Source organism: Nodosilinea sp. LEGE 07298, from assembly GCF_015207265.1.
Classification (GTDB): Bacteria; Cyanobacteriota; Cyanobacteriia; order Phormidesmidales; family Phormidesmidaceae; genus Nodosilinea.
Genome location: NZ_JADEXE010000099.1, coordinates 1 through 20,624, shown reverse-complemented (window position 1 = coordinate 20,624; position 20,624 = coordinate 1). Strand labels below are relative to the sequence as shown.

Annotated in this window: 19 protein-coding genes and 1 tRNA gene; 8 read left to right on the top strand and 12 right to left on the bottom strand. The window is 58.2% G+C overall.

From position 1 onward, the window contains the following. The first annotated feature begins 11 nt into the window (after positions 1-11). Entirely contained in the window at positions 12-1,304 is a 1,293-nt protein-coding gene (locus IQ273_RS14950) for an aspartate aminotransferase family protein (protein WP_397197855.1), read from the top strand. Here the strand turns inward: IQ273_RS14950 and IQ273_RS14945 are convergent. From IQ273_RS14945 to IQ273_RS14915, 7 genes are all read right to left on the bottom strand, one after another. Beyond that, the gene (locus tag IQ273_RS14945) at positions 1,301-2,113 is read right to left on the bottom strand and encodes a Nif3-like dinuclear metal center hexameric protein (protein ID WP_194023977.1); all 813 of its coding nucleotides are present in this window, start codon (positions 2,111-2,113) and stop codon (positions 1,301-1,303) included. The two genes, IQ273_RS14950 and IQ273_RS14945, sit on opposite strands and share 4 nt — an antisense overlap. A gap of 102 nt (positions 2,114-2,215) precedes the next feature. Next, on the bottom strand, positions 2,216-4,135 hold the full coding sequence (ftsH, locus tag IQ273_RS14940) for an ATP-dependent zinc metalloprotease FtsH (RefSeq protein ID WP_194023976.1): 1,920 nt from the start codon (positions 4,133-4,135) through the stop codon (positions 2,216-2,218). A gap of 173 nt (positions 4,136-4,308) precedes the next feature. Further along, a tRNA-Asp gene (locus IQ273_RS14935) sits at positions 4,309-4,382 on the bottom strand. Between the two features lie 148 nt (positions 4,383-4,530). After that, on the bottom strand, positions 4,531-4,818 hold the full coding sequence (locus tag IQ273_RS14930; protein WP_194023975.1) for an MSMEG_0570 family nitrogen starvation response protein: 288 nt from the start codon (positions 4,816-4,818) through the stop codon (positions 4,531-4,533). A gap of 124 nt (positions 4,819-4,942) precedes the next feature. Next, on the bottom strand, positions 4,943-6,676 hold the full coding sequence (locus tag IQ273_RS14925; protein WP_194023974.1) for a peptide ABC transporter substrate-binding protein: 1,734 nt from the start codon (positions 6,674-6,676) through the stop codon (positions 4,943-4,945). 75 nt (positions 6,677-6,751) lie between these two features. Then, positions 6,752-7,270: an AAA family ATPase gene (locus IQ273_RS14920; RefSeq protein ID WP_313898124.1), complete on the bottom strand. Its 519-nt coding sequence runs from the start codon at positions 7,268-7,270 to the stop codon at positions 6,752-6,754. Between the two features lie 34 nt (positions 7,271-7,304). Continuing rightward, the gene (locus tag IQ273_RS14915) at positions 7,305-8,594 is read right to left on the bottom strand and encodes a glucose-1-phosphate adenylyltransferase (protein WP_194023973.1); all 1,290 of its coding nucleotides are present in this window, start codon (positions 8,592-8,594) and stop codon (positions 7,305-7,307) included. A 513-nt stretch (positions 8,595-9,107) separates the two neighbouring features. On the opposite strand from IQ273_RS14915, the gene IQ273_RS14910 reads away from it, so the two are divergent. From IQ273_RS14910 to ruvC, 4 genes are all read left to right on the top strand, one after another. Next, the gene (locus IQ273_RS14910) at positions 9,108-10,163 is read left to right on the top strand and encodes a ParM/StbA family protein (protein WP_194023972.1); all 1,056 of its coding nucleotides are present in this window, start codon (positions 9,108-9,110) and stop codon (positions 10,161-10,163) included. Beyond that, on the top strand, positions 10,145-10,483 hold the full coding sequence (locus IQ273_RS14905) for a hypothetical protein (protein WP_194023971.1): 339 nt from the start codon (positions 10,145-10,147) through the stop codon (positions 10,481-10,483). Before IQ273_RS14910 ends, IQ273_RS14905 begins: the two co-directional genes overlap by 19 nt. Before the next feature lie 455 nt (positions 10,484-10,938). Further along, positions 10,939-12,045: a magnesium chelatase ATPase subunit I gene (gene bchI, locus IQ273_RS14900; protein ID WP_194023970.1), complete on the top strand. Its 1,107-nt coding sequence runs from the start codon at positions 10,939-10,941 to the stop codon at positions 12,043-12,045. An 8-nt stretch (positions 12,046-12,053) separates the two neighbouring features. Next, complete coding sequence (ruvC, locus tag IQ273_RS14895) at positions 12,054-12,554, top strand: crossover junction endodeoxyribonuclease RuvC (RefSeq protein ID WP_194023969.1); 501 nt, start codon at positions 12,054-12,056, stop codon at positions 12,552-12,554. 25 nt (positions 12,555-12,579) lie between these two features. Here the strand turns inward: ruvC and IQ273_RS14890 are convergent, their stop codons facing one another. Continuing rightward, positions 12,580-13,068, bottom strand: coding sequence for a GNAT family N-acetyltransferase (locus IQ273_RS14890; RefSeq protein ID WP_194023968.1), 489 nt, complete (start codon positions 13,066-13,068; stop codon positions 12,580-12,582). A gap of 126 nt (positions 13,069-13,194) precedes the next feature. Between IQ273_RS14890 and IQ273_RS14885 the strand changes: the two genes are divergently transcribed. Together IQ273_RS14885 and IQ273_RS14880 are read left to right on the top strand one after the other, a co-directional pair. Further along, complete coding sequence (locus IQ273_RS14885) at positions 13,195-14,064, top strand: class I SAM-dependent methyltransferase (RefSeq protein WP_194023967.1); 870 nt, start codon at positions 13,195-13,197, stop codon at positions 14,062-14,064. Between the two features lie 155 nt (positions 14,065-14,219). Continuing rightward, positions 14,220-16,115 (top strand): GTPase family protein, encoded by a 1,896-nt coding sequence (locus tag IQ273_RS14880; protein WP_194023966.1) that lies wholly within the window; start codon positions 14,220-14,222, stop codon positions 16,113-16,115. Here the strand turns inward: IQ273_RS14880 and IQ273_RS14875 are convergent. After that, positions 16,088-16,411, bottom strand: coding sequence for a nucleotidyltransferase family protein (locus IQ273_RS14875; protein ID WP_194023965.1), 324 nt, complete (start codon positions 16,409-16,411; stop codon positions 16,088-16,090). The genes IQ273_RS14880 and IQ273_RS14875 overlap by 28 nt on opposite strands. Continuing rightward, positions 16,411-16,821 carry an HI0074 family nucleotidyltransferase substrate-binding subunit gene (locus IQ273_RS14870; RefSeq protein ID WP_194023964.1) on the bottom strand — a complete coding sequence of 137 codons (411 nt, stop codon included), beginning with the start codon at positions 16,819-16,821 and terminating at the stop codon, positions 16,411-16,413. Before IQ273_RS14870 ends, IQ273_RS14875 begins: the two co-directional genes overlap by 1 nt. A gap of 145 nt (positions 16,822-16,966) precedes the next feature. On the opposite strand from IQ273_RS14870, the gene IQ273_RS14865 reads away from it, so the two are divergent. Then, a complete protein-coding gene (locus IQ273_RS14865; RefSeq protein WP_194023963.1) occupies positions 16,967-17,488 on the top strand; it encodes an NADPH-dependent FMN reductase in 522 nt (173 codons plus the stop codon). 106 nt (positions 17,489-17,594) lie between these two features. Here IQ273_RS14865 and IQ273_RS14860 read toward each other — a convergent pair whose 3' ends face one another. Further along, positions 17,595-20,102 carry a ligase-associated DNA damage response DEXH box helicase gene (locus tag IQ273_RS14860; RefSeq protein ID WP_194023962.1) on the bottom strand — a complete coding sequence of 836 codons (2,508 nt, stop codon included), beginning with the start codon at positions 20,100-20,102 and terminating at the stop codon, positions 17,595-17,597. A 218-nt stretch (positions 20,103-20,320) separates the two neighbouring features. Next, entirely contained in the window at positions 20,321-20,509 is a 189-nt protein-coding gene (locus IQ273_RS14855; RefSeq protein ID WP_194023961.1) for a hypothetical protein, read from the bottom strand. Positions 20,510-20,624: the final 115 nt, after the last annotated feature.

Here is a 20,624-nt window from a genome sequence, read left to right as displayed (position 1 = left end):
CCCCCACCGTGATCCTCAAAACCCTCGTCCAAAACTCCCTCAAGTCGTTCAACGTTGCGACCAACGGCAGCGCCGCCTTCTCACCGGCCCAGTTTGATGCCGACGTGATGACTACCTACGGGCGCTTCCCCCTGGCGCTAACCAAGGGCCGAGGCAGTTTTGTGTGGGACGACCAGGGCCGTCGCTACCTCGACTTTGTGGCGGGTATTGCTACCTGCACCCTGGGTCATGCCCACCCGGCGATGGTTGAGGCCGTGAGCAAGCAGATTCAAACCCTGCACCACGTTTCCAACCTCTACTACATCCCAGAACAGGGGGCATTAGCCCACTGGCTGGTTGAGCATTCCTGCTGCGATCGCGTCTTTTTCTGCAACTCTGGAGCCGAGGCCAACGAGGGGGCGATCAAGCTGGCCCGCAAGTACGCCCACACCCAGCGGGGCATCAACAATCCACTGATTATCACCGCCCAGGCCAGCTTCCATGGGCGCACCTTAGCCACCGTCACCGCCACCGGCCAGCCCAAGTACCAAAAGAACTTTGACCCGCTGATGCCGGGGTTTGCCTACGTACCCTATAACGACATTGCGGCCCTAGAGGCATTAGTTGCAGAACTCGATGCCGAGACCCCTCAGGTTGCCGCCATCATGCTCGAAGCCCTCCAGGGCGAGGGGGGAGTGTGCCCCGGCGAGGCCGCCTACTTCCAGCGCATTCGCCAGCTCTGCGACGAAAAGGGTATTCTGCTGATTCTCGACGAGGTGCAGGTGGGCGTGGGTCGTACCGGCACCCTCTGGGGGTTCGAGAATTTGGGTATTGAACCCGATATTTTCACCTCGGCCAAGGGGCTGGGGGGCGGCATTCCGATTGGGGCGCTGCTGTGCAAGGCCTCTTGCGCAATATTCGAGCCGGGCGACCACGCTAGCACCTTTGGCGGCAACCCCTTCGCCTGCAAGGTAGGCCTTACGGTATGCGAAACCCTGGAGTCTGAAAACCTGCTGGGCAATGTAAAGCTGCGCGGCGAACAGCTGCGGTTTGGCCTGCAGCAGCTGGTGCAGCAGTACCCCGCCCTGCTAGATCAGGTGCGTGGTTGGGGGCTCATCAACGGCCTGGTGCTGCAGCCCAATTCCACCATTAAGTCGGTGGATATTGTCAAAGCTGCGATGGACGAAGGGCTGCTGCTAGTGCCCGCCGGACCACAAGTGGTGCGCTTTGTGCCGCCGCTAAATGTTAGTGCTGACGAGGTACAGCAGGCGCTCATGGCCGTAGAGAAAGCTGTGGCAATGCTGGCTAAGCGGGAGAACGCTTAGTTACCCCAAAATTGGCGAAAGTCTTCGTCCTGTTGGCTAAGCTGTGCCCAGGGAGCACCCCACTGCTGCACAATCTCGGTCAGGCGAGCGCAGGCGGGGCGTTCGGTGGCGTAGTGACCCGCGTCAATGAGGACAAGATTGCGATCGCGCCCTTCCTGAAACTGGTGAAACTTGCAGTCAGAGGTCAGGTACGCCTGTGCCCCAGTCTTGGCTACCGCCCCCATAAAGCTAGCACCGCTGCCGCCCAGCACCGCCACCCGGCTGATGGTTTGCTCCAAATCAGCGGCGGGGGAATAGATCAGGCGCGGTGGCGAGAGCTTGGCCTGAATCAAATCCAGCAGCCCCCGCAGACTGAGGGCAGGGCTGAGATCGCCTACGCGCCCGTAGCCAATGCTGGGCTGAGTGGGCACCACGGGTTCTGAATGTTGCAGGTGCAGCAGCTGGGCCAGCAGGTCGGCGGTGCCGTCGTGCACCTGGTCAAAGTTGGTGTGGGCGGTGTAGATACCGATGCCGTGGGCGATCGCCTGCTGCACCATATCCCCCACTGGGTCGCCCTGGGTGACGGCCTTAAGCGAGCTAAAAATCAGCGGGTGGTGAGCCAAAATTAGGTTGACGCCAACACCCTGCCCACGCAGCTTGAGGGCTTCGGCCATTACCGCCAGAGTGGGCGTGAGGCAGACCAGAACCTGAGCAGGCTGATCAAGTATACCGGGCTGCACCTGCCAGCCGCAGTTGTCCCAGCTTTCCTGCCAGGCTGGATCGGCCCAGGCTTCGAGTTTGGAGATCAAGTCTGCGATCGCAAGGGTCATACCAAATACCGCTGGCCGGGGTAGCCAGCTCCAGGAGAAAACCCTCCTAGTTTACCGCGCTACTCCCTTGCCAGCGGCATTAGAGCAGTAGGTTTAGATGCCCTAGGCCGGTGAGCCAGTCTTGACCAGAAACTTTTCAGGAATTTGAGTGTACTGGCTGACGATCTGACGAAACTCTTCGCCATCAACGGTTTCGCGCTCTAGCAGTACATCCACCAGGTGATCCATCAAAACGCGATGTTCTCGCAGCAGGGCGCGGGCGCGATCGAGGCCCTTCAGAGCAATGCTGCGCACCTGGGCATCGATTTTGCTGGCCATTTCTTCTGAGACCTCGTTGCGGGGCATCAGGTTGCGGCCTAAAAACACCTGGTTATCCATGCTCTCTAGGGCCACAGGGCCAAGCTCAGACATGCCGTAGAGGGTTACCATCTGGCGAGCCAGGTTGCTGACCTGCTGAATGTCGCCGCTAGCCCCGGTGGTGGTTTCGTCGTCGCCAAAGACTTCGGCCTCGGCGGCCAGGCCCCCTAGCGCAACGGTAATGCGATCGATCAGCCAGTTGCGGGTGTAGAGACCGCTGTCAATAATGTCTTCGTTGGGCAGCGACTGGGTAAACCCTTCTACCCCGCCCGATCGCGGAATAATTGTGACCTTATTTAGCTCGTCGGAGTGGGTCAGCAGAGTGGTGAGCAGGGCGTGACCAACCTCGTGGTAAGCGGTCATGCGCTTGCGGCTGCTGTCGAGCAGCGGGGTGAGGCTGAGGCCAATGGTAATGCGATCGATCGCATCTTCAATTTCGACCATGCCCATCGAGTCTTTGCGGCGGCGGGCCGTGAGAATGGCAGCCTCATTCAGCAGGTTAGCCAGCTCTGCCCCCGAGAAACCAGGGGTGCGCCGCGCCACAGCGGCTAGAGAAACCTCGGGCTCAATCTTTTTGTTGCGAGCGTGGACTTCTAAAATCGACAGCCGCCCCTTGTAGGTGGGCAAATCGACCACCACCTGGCGGTCAAACCGGCCCGGCCGCAGCAGGGCTAGATCGAGCACATCGACCCGGTTAGTGGCCGCAATCACAATAATGCCGCTGTTGCCCTCAAAGCCATCCATCTCGGTGAGCAGCTGGTTGAGCGTTTGCTCGCGCTCGTCGTTGCCGCCGCCAATACCTGCGCCCCGCTGGCGACCGACGGCGTCTATTTCGTCGATAAAGACAATGCAGGGGGCGTTTTCTTTGGCCTTGCGGAACAGGTCGCGCACCCGCGACGCGCCTACACCGACAAACATTTCGACAAACTCTGAGCCCGAAATACTGAAGAAGGGAACGCTGGCCTCACCCGCGATCGCCTTAGCGAGCAGCGTTTTACCTGTACCGGGCTGGCCAATCAGCAGCACACCTTTAGGAATGCGCGCGCCAATGGCGGTAAATTTTTCTGGGCTTTTTAGGAAGGTGACGACCTCTTGTAGCTCTTCCTTGGCCTCTTCAATGCCCGCGACATCGTCAAACACCACGCCGGTCTTCGCTTCCATCTGAAAGCGAGCCTTCGACTTGCCGAAGCTCATGGCGTTGCCTGCCCCCGATGCCGATCGCCGCAGCAGCATGAGTAGACCAAAGATCAAAATTAGCGCCAGCAGCGAGTTCGTCGCCAACCAGGCCAGCGCCCCACTGCCAGACGAATCGCGAATTTCGACATCGACATCGTTGGCCCGTAGGCGGCGAATCAGCTCAGCGTTGCGCTCCCCGGCAAACAGGGCTACCTGCTGGGGTTCGGCGTCTGCAGCATCGCCATCCAGAGTCACGTAGGCAATGCCCCGCGTTTCGTCTAGGTCAACCTGCTCAACTTCGCCCTGCTCGATTTTTTCTAAAAACTGTCCGTAGGAGAGCCCTTCAGTCTCAGTCTCGACTTGGGCCAGGGCAGGGGGCAGCGGCATCAGGCTTTGCAGCAAGACCCAACCGATAGTGACCAGTCCAGTGGCGGCGGCACCAGCACGCGGACGCAGGGACTTTTGCTGACCAGAAAAACGTGGGGACATAGACGGTTTAACTCGGCGAGACTATACCCAGGGCTAGTATCCTCAGATACCGGATAGGCTTTTCATTAGTCTAACCCTCCGGCTCTGAAATGACCGCCCTGCCCCGGCTTAAAAAGTACTGCGGTGTGAACGCATATTCACACCGCAGTACTTTTTTATTACACAAGGAATGACGGGCCTGACGGGATTCGAACCCGCAACTTCCGCCGTGACAGGGCGGTGCTCTAACCAATTGAACTACAGGCCCTTGCGTTGGGCGATCTCTATATTGCGCCCTGGGGGGGCTTTTGTCAAACAGTTAACCACAATTTTTTGATTTTTTTTCCGGGCACCCGTTATGCCAAACTTGCCCAGCCAAAACCCCCAGCTGCCTCAATTGAATTGATAGGCCTTTGCTACTCCAAAAACTGGAGCACGGTCACTGTTGGGGTAGGCAGGTGCTCATAACGGCTGGCAGTGGCTTCAATCTGGCGCAGCTGCCCCAGAGCTAGACCGCAGGGCATGCCGTACTTAGCCTGCACGCGATCGCTGGCGATAGTCAGAGCAGTGCGCGATCGCGCCACAAAGTCGATCAGAGGATAGGTGGTAGCCGGGGCGAAGTAGTCCTTGACCACTAAGGAGGGAGAGTAGCAGGTGTCTTGACTGCCGTCAGGCCACTGGATTTGAAAGCGAATTTCGGGCATGAGCGTGGATGGGTGGATGGGTCGGTCCCTGAGCGAAGTCGAAGGGGGTGGATGAGTCGGTCCCTGAGCGGAGTCGAAGGGGGTGGATGAGTCGGTCCCTGAGCGGAGTCGAAGGGAGGCAGGGTTAGGGGCGGCTCCAGTCGGCGATGTTCCAGGTGCTGAGGTCCCAGGGGGTGAGGTCGATGCCGGTGAGGCGGTTGCTGACGCCCGAGACATCGGCGCGGTGCACGATAGGCATGACCGCCGCTTCATTGATCAGCAGATCGTTCATTTGAATGAAGAGGTCTTGCCGGTCTTCGGGGTCTAGGGTGGCGGCGGCCTGCTGCCAGAGGGCGTCAAACTCGGGGTTGCAGTGGCGGGCGTAGTTGCTGCCAGACCAGTTGTTGGCCTTTTGAGCTATTTCGTCGCAGGTATAGGTCTGAATGTAAGCACCGGGGTCGGGGTTGGTGTTACCGGTGGCAAACATTTGCAGATCGGCTGAAAAGCGCTCCAGGGTTTCGCGGCTGGCCGGGTCGCCGGAAAAGTACACGCTGGCATCAATGCTTTTCAGCTCTACCCCAATGCCGACCTGCTCCAGGGATTGTTTGACGATCTCCTGGGTTTTCTGGCGCACGGGGTTGACCGAGGTTTGAAAGACGACCTGCATTTCTTGGCCGTCTTTGTCGCGGGTGCCGTTGTTGTTGCTGTCAGTCCAGCCTGCGGCATCGAGCAGTGCTTCGGCAGCTTCGGGGTCGTAGTCGTAGCTGGTGTTTTCGGAGGCAAAGGGGCCGGGTGCCACTAAAAAGTTGGTCGTGGGCTGCCCGGTGGGGCCGTAGAGCTGGGTGGCAATGGTGTCGCGATCGATGGCCAGATTGACCGCTTGGCGCACCAGGCGATCGCTAAAGAAGGGGTGAGGAAACTCTACGCTGGAGGTTTCACCGTCGGCGGTGGCCTGGTTGGGGTCGGTGAAGTTAAAGATAATCCGCTCGACCAGCGAGCCAAAGTTAGTGACCAATTGCCCCTGCCCAGCCGCCTCTAGCTGTTCGAGAATGGCCGCCTCGACCTGAAGGTTGTTGGCGTAGTCGACATCGCCCGTTTGCAGCACCGCTCGCGCCGCCGAAGTAGCATCGCCACCGCCCTTGAGTTCGACCCGACTAAAGGCGAGCTGGTCGGCGTCGCGGTAGTTGGGGTTAGCCTCGTAGACAATTACGTCGCCAGGGGTAAAGCTGGTCACCCGGTAAGGGCCGGTGCCTACTGGCATGGTATTGCCAGGAGCTTCGCGGCCATTGGGACCGTTGTAATCTGCAAAAATATGTCTGGGCAATACCATGCCCTCGGTGCCGGTGAAGACCAAATACCAAGCCGGGTTGGGCTCCTTGAAAGTGATTAGGACAGTGGTATCGTCCACGGCCTCTACGCTTTCCACCAGCTCGTAGGTACCAGCGTTGACGGTAGCCACGTCGGGATTAACGATGAACTCGTAGGTAAAGGCCACATCCTCGGCGGTGAAAGGGGTGCCGTCTGACCAGGTAATGCCCTCCTTGAGTTTCCAGGTGACGGAGGTACCGTCGGCAGCGACGCCACCATTGTCGAGGCTGGGTTCTTCAGCAGCTAAAAACAGCACCATGTTGCCGTCGGCATCGAAGCTGGCCAGGGGCTCTAGGGTAATGCGGCTGGCCTCGGCATCTTTGAAGCCACTCGAAAAGTGGGGGTTGAGAATGGTGGGGGCTTGCCAGTAGAGCAGGCGCAACGTGTCGTCGCTGGCGGCGGCGGTCTCGGTTCCAGTCCCGGTCGCGGTTTGGGGCGGGTTTTGGGCCGGACGGCACCCGGTAAACAGCAGCAAACAAAGACCAGCGGCGGCGACGGCGCGAGCGTTCATAGCAAAACCAGTAAAGTCTTGAAGTAGTGCGGACGCCGGAGCGAAAAACCCTGGCCACTCCGCATTCCCCAGGCATTAGCGTAGCGGGTCAGAGGATGAAAAGAGTGATTTAGGATACAAATTTGACGGCAAAATCAGAACCTGCTCTACCCCTTCGGCTACCGATGGCGGTGCGCCCTGGAGCTGGCGATGCATAGTAGCAATAATGTCTAGGGGAACCTGGCGCGATCGCCCCCGATTGTGCTCTAGCGCCATGCTCAAAGGCACATCAAACCAGCCCAGGGTAATGACGGTAAAGCCAGTTTGGCGGGCGGCGGCGATCGCCTCTCGCCGGTTCCGTCGCCGCGCATTGGTCGCATCATAGATCACTCCATCCAGCTCTCCTTGTTGGATGGCCGCAACACCCTGCTGCCACTGGGCTATTACCCTGCGCCAGATCTGTCGCCAGTCGCCCTGCACAACTTCGTCGCCGTAGAGTTCGGCGCGCAGGTTGTCGGTCGAGACAATTTGGTAGCGAGGGTGGGCCAAGACAAAATCCCTGGCCCAGGTTGATTTACCGCTGCCGGGAATACCCACCAGCATCAACAGGGGCACAGGGATCTGCTCAGGCGTCACCAAATACTCGGTGCTAGATGATCATGCCGTCGGGAATTACCGCATTCTTCAGCACGACAACAATGCCGCTGCGAATGTAGAAACCCAGATCTTCGCGCTCGGCCTCCTGCACATCCTCTTTGTTGACGATCTGCACGTTGCGGCCAACGCGAGCGTTTTTGTCGATAATGGCGCGGCGAATCACCGAGCCTTCGCCAATGCCCATGGGAATTTTGCCCCGAGTCAGGTGCTGGCTGCTCTCGGAGAGCGGCTCGTAATAGTCGGCCCCCATCAGCAGCGAGTCTTCGATCACGCAATCGGCGTTGATGCGCTGGCGCAGGCCAACCACCGAATGGTGTACGCGGCAGTTCTTGAGAATGCAGCCCTCGGTAATGCTCGACTGTGTAATGTGGCAGTCTTGCAGCTTGTTGGGCGGCAGGTAGCGGGCACGGGTGTAGATGGGCGCGTCTTCATGGTAGAAGCTGAAGTCGGGATGGGGTTGCTGGGTCAGCGCCAGGTTAGATTCGTAAAAGGCTTCAATGGTACCAATGTCTTCCCAGTAGCCGTCGAACAGGTAGGCCTGCACGTTGTAATCAGACGACGAGGCCGGGATAATCTCTTTGCCGAAGTCGGTTTGGTCGAGGTTTTTACGCAGCAGATCGATCAAGACTTGCTTTTTGAACACGTAAATGCCCATCGAAGCAATAAAGGGCTTTTCAACCGCCTGTTCGGGGCTCAGCCCCAGGGAGGTGGTGTCAACCTTCATCTGTTCTAGGGCGTCGCCCTTGGGCTTTTCGCTAAAATCGACCACGCGCCCGGTGCCGTCGACCTTCATCAGGCCAAAGTCAGAGGCTTGTTTATAGCCAATCGGCACCACCGACAGCGTAATGTCGGCGTTGGTAGCCCGGTGGCGCTCTACAAAAAGGCTATAGTCCATGCGGTAGAGGTGATCGCCGGAGAGAATTATAAAATCCTCTACATTCCAGGAGTCAAATATCCAGAGGTATTTGCGCACAGCATCGGCAGTGCCCTGAAACCAGCTGGGGCTATCAGGCGTTTGTTGAGCGGCTAGGACCTCAACAAAGCCTTCAGTAAACTGCGAAAATTGATAAGCGCGGCTAATGTGCCGGTTCAACGAGGCGGAGTTGAACTGGGTAAGCACATAGATTTTGTTAATGTCTGAGTTGATGCAGTTACTGACGGGAATATCAATTAAACGGTATTTGCCCGCTAGCGAAACCGCTGGCTTAGCCCGAAATTTAGTTAATGGATAAAGGCGAGTGCCAGCACCGCCACCGAGAATAATAGCCAGAACTGATTTCACAAGTTTCCCTCGATAAGCCCCACAAACTGGCCTGTTTTACACCATTCTGTTTCACATTTACAGTGTGAGCCCGAGGGTACCGCTTGACAAGGGGGATCAGGAAAGATTGTGACGGAATGTGACCTGCAACACGATAACGTTTTTGCATAACCCCAATAAGTTGAGCTTAACGGTGGAATGTGCGGCGGCATCGGCTGTGGCCGAATCGGTGGCTTTGCCCTAAAGACAAGCTGGAACCCTTACCAAATCAGACTTGGTCAGGGGCAGCCAGTAGTTTTCGCTAGCTACATAGCTTAGCTCTACCTGGTCGTCGCGATCGCTCTAGGGAATGGGTAGGTGCCAGGCCTTGCAGGTCTTCGATAATCTCAAATCACACTCTTGCCAAAATAGTACAAGCGCATTAATATTGGTTCATGCGTACTTATGGGTACAACCGTTCCCGATAGTCCTCCTGGTTCACGCTAGGACGGTAACCCATAGCCCCGCTGTCCTGATACCCCACGAGAGTTTCCTATGACCACGACTACCGCCCCCCGCAGCCGCTCCGCCGCTGGTGCGACCCGGTCTTCGGCCAAGGCTCGCGGCACTCAAACGGCGAGCACTACCCCAGTGCTCGCCCTCGATGCTGGCAACTATGATCTCAAGTTTTTTTCCGGCAGCGGACATCCCAAGGCCATTCGTTCGGTGCGCTACCAGCTGCCCCAGGGACGCGATGCCGTTAGCTTCTCCGAGGCTTCTCCTCTGATCGAGCTGCCCGATGGCCGTCGCTACCACTTTGGTGCCCAAGCGTACAAGTACCGCCGCCAGCAGCAAACCGTTATTGAAAACAAAGTAGAACTGGCCAAGCTTCACCTCTACGCCTGCCTGGAGCCCCTGCCCGGCGACGTGGCCGACTACAGCCTCAATCTCCACGTGTCTACCCCCGACCCGGCCCGCAATGGCGAGGACATTCAGGCTCAGCTGCTCGGCGTCCACGAGTTCGTCCGCAACGACGTAGAGTTTCGCGTCAATGTGGAATCGGTCGAGGTCGGCCGCGAGGGCATGGGCGCTTACCACTACGCCAAGGCCCAGGGCATCATCCCCGGCCAGGGCTACACCATTGTGGTCGATATTGGCGGCGGCACCTGGCTCACCCGGCTGGTGGATGCCGACGGCGAAGTAATCGACGAGAACATCATGGATCGCGGCGGCACCTACGAACTGGCCACCGCCATCAGCTTCGACCACCGCCTTACCGACCACCTGGGCAGCAGCGCCGACCCCTGCATCGTCATGGATGGCTTTCGCTTTGACCACGCTTACGCCGATACTGGCCTGGCCTGGGCCGACTGGCTCGACGAGTATCTCGATCCGTGGTTTAAGGGCATTTTTCAAACCGTAAAGGCCCAATACACCCCCTACATGCCCAGGGTCACCCGGTTCTTAGTAACCGGCGGCGGTTCCCACCTAATCGCCGATCGCCTCCAGGGGCACGAACTATTCGCTGTTATGGGCGACCCTCAGTTTGCCAACGTTCGCGGCTTGTTTTTGATGACCGGTGATACTCAACTATGCATGACCACCAAGTAGCCCACAACATTCCAACGGCGAGTCGCCGCACCCGCCAGGACAACAAAGTTCGCCTCAGCCAGGATGTGCTCGAAAAAGCCGATCGCATCGCCGCCGAATGGGGCCTCAAGAACGCTCGCGCCGCCGTAGAAGCGGTGTTTCGTCGCTACTGCGACGACTATCTCTACGGCCGCCCCGCCGACATGGGCGAAAGTTTTGTCGCCCACGAAAGCCCTCCCCAGCGCTACGGCGCGTCTCTGCCCGCTCCAGACCGGCGATCGCCCCCCCCGTCGCCCAAGTGTGAAGCGCTGGACGCCCTGGATCAGCTCCTAGCGCTTTGATTTGGCGTGCGTTCCCCTTTGCCCAAGGGGAACGCACGCCAAATCATTAGCTGAGCGGATGTCGGTGGCTGAGCGGAGTCGAAGCCATATCAGAGCGGAGATCGGTAGCTGAGCGAAGTCGAAGCCGTATCAGAGCGGATGTCGGTGGCTGAGCGGAGTCGAAGCCATATCACAGTATTTAAACCTGTAAACTTTCAGCCCAACGGCAAGGAGACCCTATGGCGCGATCGCCGTTAACCTCTGCCTTCATGGCTTTGCTAAGTTGAGGCATGAATCTGGGTAGGGGAAAACGGTCATTTGCCCCTGCGAGAGACGTTGGATTTCTGATTCATACCTGTGTTCAGCAAACCCCTACCTTTAGAATCTACCTCTTCAAGCAGTTCAGCCAAAGGACGGTAAGGACTATGGCACAATGGAATTTACTCTAAAATTTTGCCGTCATCTTTGAAACGCCTGTGAATTCTACTGTTGCGACCCCTTCGGCCACCTTTGCCCCCGCCCGCCGCGCGGTATTTCCCTTCACCGCCGTGATTGGCCAGGACGACATGAAGCTGGCCCTACTGCTGAACGTCATCGACCCTAAAATTGGCGGGGTGATGATCATGGGCGATCGCGGCACCGGCAAATCCACCACCATTCGCGCCCTGGCCGACCTACTGCCCGAAATCGAGGTCGTAGCCGACGACCCCTTCAGCCGCTCGCCCCAAGATCGTGACGTATGGGCCGAGCGTGGCACCGATGACCTGCCCGTAGCGCTCAAAAAAGTGCCCATGGTCGATCTGCCCCTGGGGGCTACCGAAGACCGGGTCTGCGGCACCATCGACATTGAAAAAGCTCTGTCTGAAGGCGTGAAAGCCTTTGAACCAGGCCTGCTGGCCAAGGCCAATCGCGGCATTCTCTACGTCGACGAGGTCAACCTGCTCGACGACCACCTGGTCGATGTGCTGCTCGACTCCGCCGCCTCGGGCTGGAACACCGTAGAGCGCGAGGGCATCTCCATTCGCCACCCGGCTCAGTTTGTGCTGGTGGGCTCCGGTAACCCCGAGGAGGGGGAACTGCGGCCTCAGCTGCTCGATCGCTTTGGTATGCATGCCGAAATTCGCACCGTGCGCGACCCCGAGCTGCGGGTGCAGATTGTAGAGCAGCGCTCTGAATTTGACCAAGACCCCGCCGCTTACCTAACCCAGCACCAGGCCGAGCAGGAAGCCCTCCAAGCCAAGCTAGTCGAGGCCCAACAGCGGCTAGCCTCGGTCACCCTCGACTATGACGACCGGGTGCGCATTTCTGAGGTGTGCTCAGAACTAGATGTGGACGGACTGCGCGGCGATATTGTCACCAACCGGGCCGCAAAGGCGATCGCCGCCTACGAGGGCCGCACCGAAGTTACTCTCAACGACATCCAGCGCGTGATTGTGCTCTGCCTGCGCCACCGCCTGCGGAAGGATCCGCTAGAGACCATTGACTCGGGCTACAAGGTCGAAAAAGTGTTCTGCAAGGTGTTTGGCCTGGCCGACCCCGACGAGGCGGCGGTCAATGGCCGCCAACCAGTGGGGGCTCGGTAGCGATCGCCGTGGGTCAGCGCATTTTTGGCCTTGATCCAGGGCTGGCGATTCTGGGGTTTGGGATCATTGAAGGGTTATTGCCGGAGGCGGCCCCTGCCCCAGGTATGCAAGAGGGCGTATCGGTGGTCGATTTTGGCGTGATCGAAACCCCGGCTAAGACACCAGTGGGCGATCGCCTCTGCACCATCTACACCGATTTAAACAGCCTGCTAGAGCAATACAAGCCAGATCTGGTAGTGATAGAAAAATTCTTTTTCTACCGTATGGCTAATACCATTTTGGTGGCCCAGGCGCGGGGAGTGGTGATGCTAGTACTGGCTCAGCACAACCTACCCTATGTCGAGTTTACTCCGGCTCAGGTAAAGCAGGCGCTGACCGGCTACGGTAATGCAGAAAAGATTGAGGTGCAGGAAGCGGTGGCCCGCGAGCTGGGTCTTGATCGCATCCCCCGCCCCGATGACGCCGCCGATGCCCTAGCTCTGGCCCTAGCGGCCTGGTATCAGCGCTAGAGAAACTTTGGCAAAGAGAGCGTATTTAGCCGTAGGTAGGCCATTCCTTTTTCATCAGTATCGCTTCGGGTTGATAGCCCAGGCTAGCGTAGAGCGCCTGGGCCGCCTGGTTGTCGCTAAACACTTGAAGGCTAATCTGTCTGTGACCCTGCTGCTGCGCCCACGTTTCGGCCACCATTAGCAGCGCCATAGCAATACCGCGCCGTCGGTGGTCAGGGACCACATACAGCAATAGCACATAGGGATGCAAAACCCCGCTGCGCTGGTCGGTAGCCTGCCCCAGCCAGAGGCCCGCAACCGGGCTGTCGCTAGGGTTGGCTGTCGTCGTTACCCACCAGAGCGGGGTTTCTCGCCCCAGGTAACGATCGACCGTAGCGGCCAGGTGGCCAATGGGCTGCTGGGGGTTCAACTCGCTGTAGGTGCGCTCCATGAACTTGACCACGGTGGCGCGATCGAGGGTTGAGCCTACCCGCAGGCTGTAACCCGCTAGCGCAAAGGATTGCTCAGCTGCCATGCCCCTCCGTTCATGCAATGCGAATGGTGCGGTGCGAATACACCTGAATCATCCTACTTTTTTCTGGCCAGCAAGAAATGAACTTGCTAGGCTGAGGGGAGTTTTCGCGGCGTCGGTATTTACCTCATGGCACCCCAGTCTAAAACCCTATTTGAGCAGTTCTTAGCGCCGATCTTTTCGCACTTAGTCGATCGCGACGCCCTGCTGCGGCTGCGCGACAGTATTGACTGGGAGGCTGGGGTGGCCCAGTTCACCAACCCCCAGGTGGTGTACCCCAACTATTACAAAATCAGCAACTTTCACGGCATTGAGAACGGCTACCTAAATATCGATGCCGCCCTCACCTATGACCCCATTACCCAATACGTGTTGCCCCCCGGCGAAACCTGGGTGCGCGAGAGCCTGGTCAAAGCTACCAACGGCGAGCCTCGACGAATTTTAGACCTGGGCTGCGGCACGGGCACCACCACGCTAATGCTAAAGCGGCGCTTTCCCCAATCGGAGGTGATTGGCCTCGACCTGTCGCCTCAAATGCTGGTGATGGCCGACTACAAGGCCCAAGAGGCTAATCTAGACGTGGCGTTTCGCCACGGCAACGCTATGGCTACGGGGCTGCCTGCGGCTTCGTTTGATGTGGTGTGCGCCACGCTGCTGTTCCACGAAACGCCCCCCGCAGTGGCCAAAACAATTCTCTCGGAAGCGTTTCGGCTGCTGACGCCCGGTGGGCAAATGCTGGTGCTCGATGGCAACCAGCGCACCTTACGGGCCAGCGACTGGCTCAGCAGCATTTTTGAAGAACCCTTTATTCGCGACTACGGCCAGGGCAATGTGGATGCCTGGCTGGGCTACGCCGGGTTTGAGCGGGTACGCACAGAGGATGTGTTTTGGCTCAACCAGCTGAGCTATGGCCGCAAGCCTTTGCCAGTAGCGGAGCGAATAGAGCAGCCAGAGGGCGATCGCAGTGCCGAGACTGTGCCGCTGGGACAGCCTGCTTGATGGGTGGATGGGTGGATGGTGCGGTTGCAGACTGGGGTTGTGGCCGAAATCCACTACCCAAAATCCAAAATCTCCCGGCTCATATTCGGTTATCTGTGCCCTAGGTTCTAGTCAACCCTGCTTACACTAAAGGCGTTGACATAGAGGAATGAGTCATGGTGCGGCTTCAACCCTGGCAGTGGGCGGTGCTGGCGCTGCCTTTGGTGGCGATCGCGGGATTCATTCTGACCGCAGCAGGTGTACAAATTCATGCCTGGGGCCTGAACTGGATCTGGGGCGTCATCATTCTCATGCTAGTGCTATGGCGAGGGTTGCTGGCCCGCTGGACCAAGCCTGTATTTAAGCAGGTGGAAGAGGCCCTGGAGCAGGCTCAGCAGGAGCTGGATGAGGTGACCGAGGCAGAAGCTCCGATCGGTATTCCCAATGCCAAGTCCGCCGCTGCCGCTCTGGAAGAGATTCTCACCGCCGCCCAGCAAGACCCGCCGGTGTGGGAAGACTGGAACCCCTTTTGGGAGCGCTGTCGCGAGGTGGTGACGGCGGTAGCTCAGGCCTACCATCCCGGCGTGAAGTACCCGCTGCTCAACATTTACCTGCCCGATGCCTATGGCTTGCTGCGGGGCACCGTGGACGATGTCGATCGCTGGATTGAGACCCTAACCCCCGTGTTAGGCCAGGTGACCGTGGGCCAGGCGGTGCAGGGCTACGAGGTCTACCGCCAGGTCGAGCCATCGGCCCGCAAGCTCTGGCAGGCCTGGAACTGGGCTCAGTGGTTAATCAACCCCGCCGCCGCCGCTGCCCGCACCTTGAGCGAGCCGACCAATAACCTGGCTAACCAGCAGCTTCTAGGCAATCTAAACGCCCTGCTGCGGGAGGCCACCCTGCGGAACCTCTATCGGCAATCGGTGGCCCTCTACGGCGGCGAACTGCCCACTATGCCAGGCCCGGCCAAACCCTTACCGACGGCCCAGACCCAAACCCTGCGGGAGATTCTTGACCAGGCGGAGTCGGTGGAGCAAGTGGCCCAAAAGCCCGTCAACATTTTGCTGGTGGGGCGCACCGGGGCGGGCAAGAGCAGCGTGATCAATACGCTGTTCGACGCCGATTTGGCCGAGGTCGACGTGCTGCCCAGCACCGACGAAATTAGTACCTATCGCTGGCAGGGCGATAGCGGCGAAACCCTCACTCTGTGGGATTCGCCCGGTTATGAGCAGGTGAATAGGGCCGACTACCGCGACCAGCTGCTCGACTGTGCCCGCGAGGCCGACCTGCTGCTGCTGGTCACCCCTGCCCTCGATCCGGCCCTGCAAATGGATGCCGACCTGCTGCACGACATGCGCGAGGAGGTGCCCGATTTGCCTGCCATTACTGCCCTGACACAAGTGGATCGGCTGCGGCCCCTGCGGGAGTGGCAGCCGCCCTACGACTGGCAGTGGGGCAGTCGCCCTAAAGAAATCTCCATTCGCGAGGCCACACGCTACCGGCAGGAGCAGCTGGGGGAATTGTGCGATCGCATCTTGCCCCTGGTCACCCGCGACGGCGATCGCCCTGGCTGGAATACCGATGCCCTATCCACCGCACTGATCGAGCTGATTGACCCAGTGAAGGAGCTGCGGCTGGCGCGGTTTTTGCGCGATCGTGAAACCAAGATCACGGCTTCGGCCCGCCTGATCGATCGCTACCGCCTGCAAATGAGCACGACTCAGGGGGTAACCGCCTTTCTCAAGAGCCCGGTGCTCAAATTTCTCGCCACTCTCACCACCGGCTCCCCAGCCCTGGCCTACCTGCTGGCCGAGCAAATTCCGGTCGAGCAGCTGCCCGTGGTGCTGGGCAAGCTCCAGCTCGCCTACGACTTGTTTAAGGTCATCGGCCCTGATAAAGCCCAGCTCGATTTGCTCGCCCTCTGGCCCCTGCTGCTCGACCACAACGATCAGCCCGATCGCGCCGCCTGGGCCTTTGGCCATGCCATGGTCGAATACTGGAGCCAGGGGCTGGCGATCGCCGACACCCGCCAGCGCGTTGAGCACTATCTGGGGCAGTACAACGCCCGCTGAAAAATGACGATGCCAACGCGATCGATGTGCTCGACCAGGTGCGGCTCGTCAATAGTTTCGTAATGCACCACATCAAAGAAATAGGGCAGCGGCTTGTCTTCGTTGAGGCAGTCGGCCAGGGCGGCCACAGTGCGGTGGGTGATACGATCGCCCTTGATGGCCAAATCTACATCCGACCCCTGTTTATAAGTGCCCTTAGCGCGCGAACCAAATAGCACAGCCTGATCGATTTCATCAAATTGGCCCAGGGCATCGGTAATGTGGTGCAGGTCGCTGTCTAAAAGACCGTAGCTCATTACTTTGTTGCCTCCAGCTTGGTCTTAAACAGTCTGTAGAGTTCGTCGAGCAGGGGGAAATACTCGTGGCGAATTTTGGCTTCGACGGCGATCGCCGTTTTCTTGCTGTAGGTATGAGCCATTAGATTGCGATCTTGCAGCGCATTCATCCAGTCGTGGCCACGGCTGATCAACTCTGCTTGATAGGCTTGTTTAATCACTTCTCTAGGCGTTTTTGCCGTTATTCCTTCTTGCTCTTCGTAGTCTTCCAGCAGATTCCAAGACAGCTCAAAGGCCATTTCAAAAAAATGAATTAACCCCGCCCGCTCAATGACTGAGGGAGATTCAAATTCAAGTGCTTTGGACAACAGCAAAAAAGTCCGCTCAAAATTTGAGAACCGCTGCACCCAGCAAATGTCAGGGTCTTCCATACTGTTCCCCAAAGCTTCGGGTCTCTAAGTCCTGTCATTCTAGCCGCTCGTCGACTTGTCCCGACCCAGCAGCGAGTACCGATGGTAGATTAAAAGCGCAACCTGCTATCCCAGCAGCCAGCAGCCCCACCATTCCGTAAAAACCATGCTGATTCTATCTGCCACCAACGGCAACAATCTCAAACTGGCTCACGCTTTTGAAGCCGAAGCCACTACCCAGGGTTTAGCGGCAGAGGTTATGAGCTTGCCCGAACTGCAAATACCGCTGTACGACTCGCTCACCAAAGAGCGTGGTGCGGGCGACGGTCTAGTCAAGCTGGCAGAGGCATTGAGGCAACACAAGGGCTTAATCATTTGCGCACCGGAGTACAACGGTTCGATTCCGCCGGTGGTGAGTAATGCGATCGCCTGGCTGTCGGTCAGCACCGACGACTTTCGCGCTCTGTTTAATAGTCGCCCTGTGGCGCTAGCCACTCACAGCGGCGGCGGCGGCCAAAAAGTACTCGTCGCCATGCGCCTGCAGCTTTCCCACCTAGGCTGCACCGTGCTGGGTCGCGAACTGCTCTCCACGTCCCAAAAAGCCGCCAATCCCGAGACTATTACTGCCCTAGTCAGTCAGCTTGCTACCCTCGAACCCTCCTACGCGGGAGGTCCTACCAAAGTCTAGGGCAGGTCATCAACTCTGACTCAGATACTTCGAGGATTAACTTTGCTACGCCCGATTCCTACAAGGCTAGGGACAGCAGCTTGTACTCCAAGGAAGTTAAAGGCACTTACTTCTTATCCCACTGCTCTTTCATGCGCTGAATGCGTTCCATCAAGGTCTCATTCGACATGCGTGAGTTCAGCCGTTCTACCAGTAATGGGAATGCCAGAGGTGAGGGACGCTTGGTGTCTTTCCACACCACCGATCGCTGATCGAGTCGACTGAGGGTTTGGGTAAGGCGATGGGTTTCGAGCTGGTCTTGCAGCACTTCTCGTTCGGCCTGCTTGAGCAGCAGGTTTTCGGATTCATATTTGGTGAATACCTCGTAGAGTAGCGACGTGCTGACCTGGAGCTGGCTCGATGTTTTTCGCGACCCCGGATAGCCCTTAAACACCAGCCCCGCCACCTGGGCCACGCCGCGAAATTTGCGCTGAGTCAGCTCCGAAATATTGAGGCTAGCGCGAATGTCATCAGCCAAATTTTCTAGACTAAAGAAGTCGCTGGAGAAAAGTTCTTGGTAGGGGTAACCTTTGGGGCCAAGAATTTCAAAGCCGTAGTCGTTAACCGAAATGGTGAAAGTCGCCGTCTTTTGCTTGGCAAAGCGGTAGCCCCAGAGAAACCCCAGCCCCTCGTGGACGAACCGGCCTTCGAAGGGAAATACGTAGAGGTGCTGGCCCTCACGGGTTTTGCAGCTTTCGACTAACAATTCATCGGCGGTTGGCAGGGTGGAAAGCCTCTGCTGGGCCTCAAGAATGGGGGCGATGGTAAGAATTTCGTCGTTAGCGAGGTCTGCTTGATTGCATTGATTATTCGCCTGGGCTGGTGCATTGCTGCGCGAATGCACCCTACGGCTGTGATCGCCGTTGGCGAGAAATGATCGCACCCGCTCCACCTCCTGCCGCAGATGATGGCTGAGCGTATCGGAAATTGCTAGCTGGCCACCGCCCCAGGAGGGGGTTACGGTTGATTTTTTACGGGTTCCTTTAACATAGAGCACCATATCCTTCAGCTGAAAGTATTCCAGCTGCCGCCCAGCGAAAAAGAATACATCCCCTTTTTGCAACCGCGACACAAAAGATTCTTCGACGGTACCGATTTCTTTGCGGTTGGTGTAGACAATTTTGACTGGCGTGTTGGAGGTGATGGTGCCAATACCCATGCGGTGAATGCGGGCTAGCTTCGCATCGCTGACTTTGAAAAGTCCCTCCTCTCGCACCACTTTCTTGTAGCGAGGATAGGCCTCCAGGCACTGCCCACCGTTTTCAATAAAATCCAAAATCCACTGGTATTCTTCCTCGGTGAGGTCGGCGTAGGCGACGGTTTGGCGCAGGTTCTCCAGGGTCTTTTGCGGCTCAAACCCGTCGCCACAGGCCAGGGTGATCAGGTGCTGCACCAGCACGTCGTAGGGCTTGTGCTGAGGGCGGCGGGTTTCCATGTCGCCCGTTGCCAGCCCCCGGCGAAAGGCGGAGATCTCCAGCAGTTCCAGAGCGTTGGTAGGCAAAAAGAACACCTCCGAGGTGCCTTCGGGAACGTGGGCGCTGCGCCCCGCCCGCTGCAGCAGCCGGGCCAGATTCTTGGCGCTGCCGATCTGCACCACCCGCTCCACCGGCTGAAAATCGACGCCCAGATCCAGCGATGACGTGCAGACCACCCACTTGATGTCGCCCGACTTTACCCCCGCCTCGATCGCCTCCCGCTCTTTGACATCGATCGATCCGTGGTGCAGGGCAATGCGGTCTGTTTCCTCTGGCAACGCAAAGTTCAGTGCCTGGTACCACCGCTCGGCCTGGTTGCGGGTGTTGGTAAAAATCAGGGTAGATTTCTCAATATCTAGCGCCTCTACCAGGGTTTCAAACATACGCAGGCCCAGGTGGCCCGCCCAGGGGAACGTATCAACTGACTCGGGGCGAATGCTGGTAATCACCGTGTCGCGCTTCAGGTTCGAGCGAATGACCACAGGCTCGGTGCCTAGACCCACGGCGGTTTGAGCAGCTTCCTCCAAATTCCCCAGGGTGGCGGAGATGGCCCAGGTGCGTAGGCTGGGCTGGAGCGATCGCAGCTGCCCCACGCACAGCTCTGCCTGGGTGCCCCGTTTGGAACTCATCAGCTCGTGCCACTCGTCAAGAATCACCGCTTGCAGGTCGCCAAATCGCTTAGCCCCGTCTTTGTACGACAGCATCACCGCCAGCGACTCCGGCGTGGTGATCAGAATATTGGGCATGTTCTTTAGCTGCTTGGCCTTGCGCGACGAGCTGGTATCGCCCGTGCGTGACTCGACGGTGATGTTCCAGCCCATCGCCTCGATCGGGAGCTTGATCGCCTGCTCAATATCGCGCGACAGGGCGCGCAGGGGGGTGATGTAGAGCAGCTGCAGGCCTTCGGTAGGCTTAGCGATCATCTCTGCGATCGCGCCCATTACCGCCGCGTAGGTTTTGCCCGAGCCGGTGGGCACCTGCACCAGCCCGCTGCGCCCGGTCAGGTAAGCCGCCCAGGTCTCGGCCTGAAAGTCAAGGGGCTGCCAGCTACGGGTGGTGAAGTATTGCGCGATCGGGGTGAGGCGCGGGTCAGCGGTCACAGAGTCTTCCTGAAACTTGGGTAAGCCTATTTATTGTAGTGAGTTGGGCAAAGCACACCGTCGCCGCCACCTCAGTCAGCTGCATCCCACGTTTACCTCCAGAGCTTGAGTTAGGCACACTACGGGCCAAGTGATTTTTCGAGCTGCCGAGATATTTACTGAAACCGCCGAGTAATTTACTCCATGTTTCGAGTAATTTGCTCGGTTCACCGCGTAAATTACTCCAGGTGCCAAGTAACTTGCTCGAACTGCCGAGTGTTGTTCTCGAATCGCCGAGTAATTTGCTCCACATTCCGAGTAATTTGCTCGGAGCGCCGAGTAATTTGCTCGGAGCGCCGAGTAATTTGCTCCAAGTTTCCAGTAAATATCTCGGATCGCCGAGTGCTGGCCTCAAACCGCCGAATCATTTTCTCGGTTTTGGCCTAGCCGTGGGCTAAAACCGGCTTCCTAAGCTGAACGCAACCTGACTACCGCCCCGACTGTTGAGGCCAAACTCTAAGCGCAGCAAGCCAAAAGGCGTAT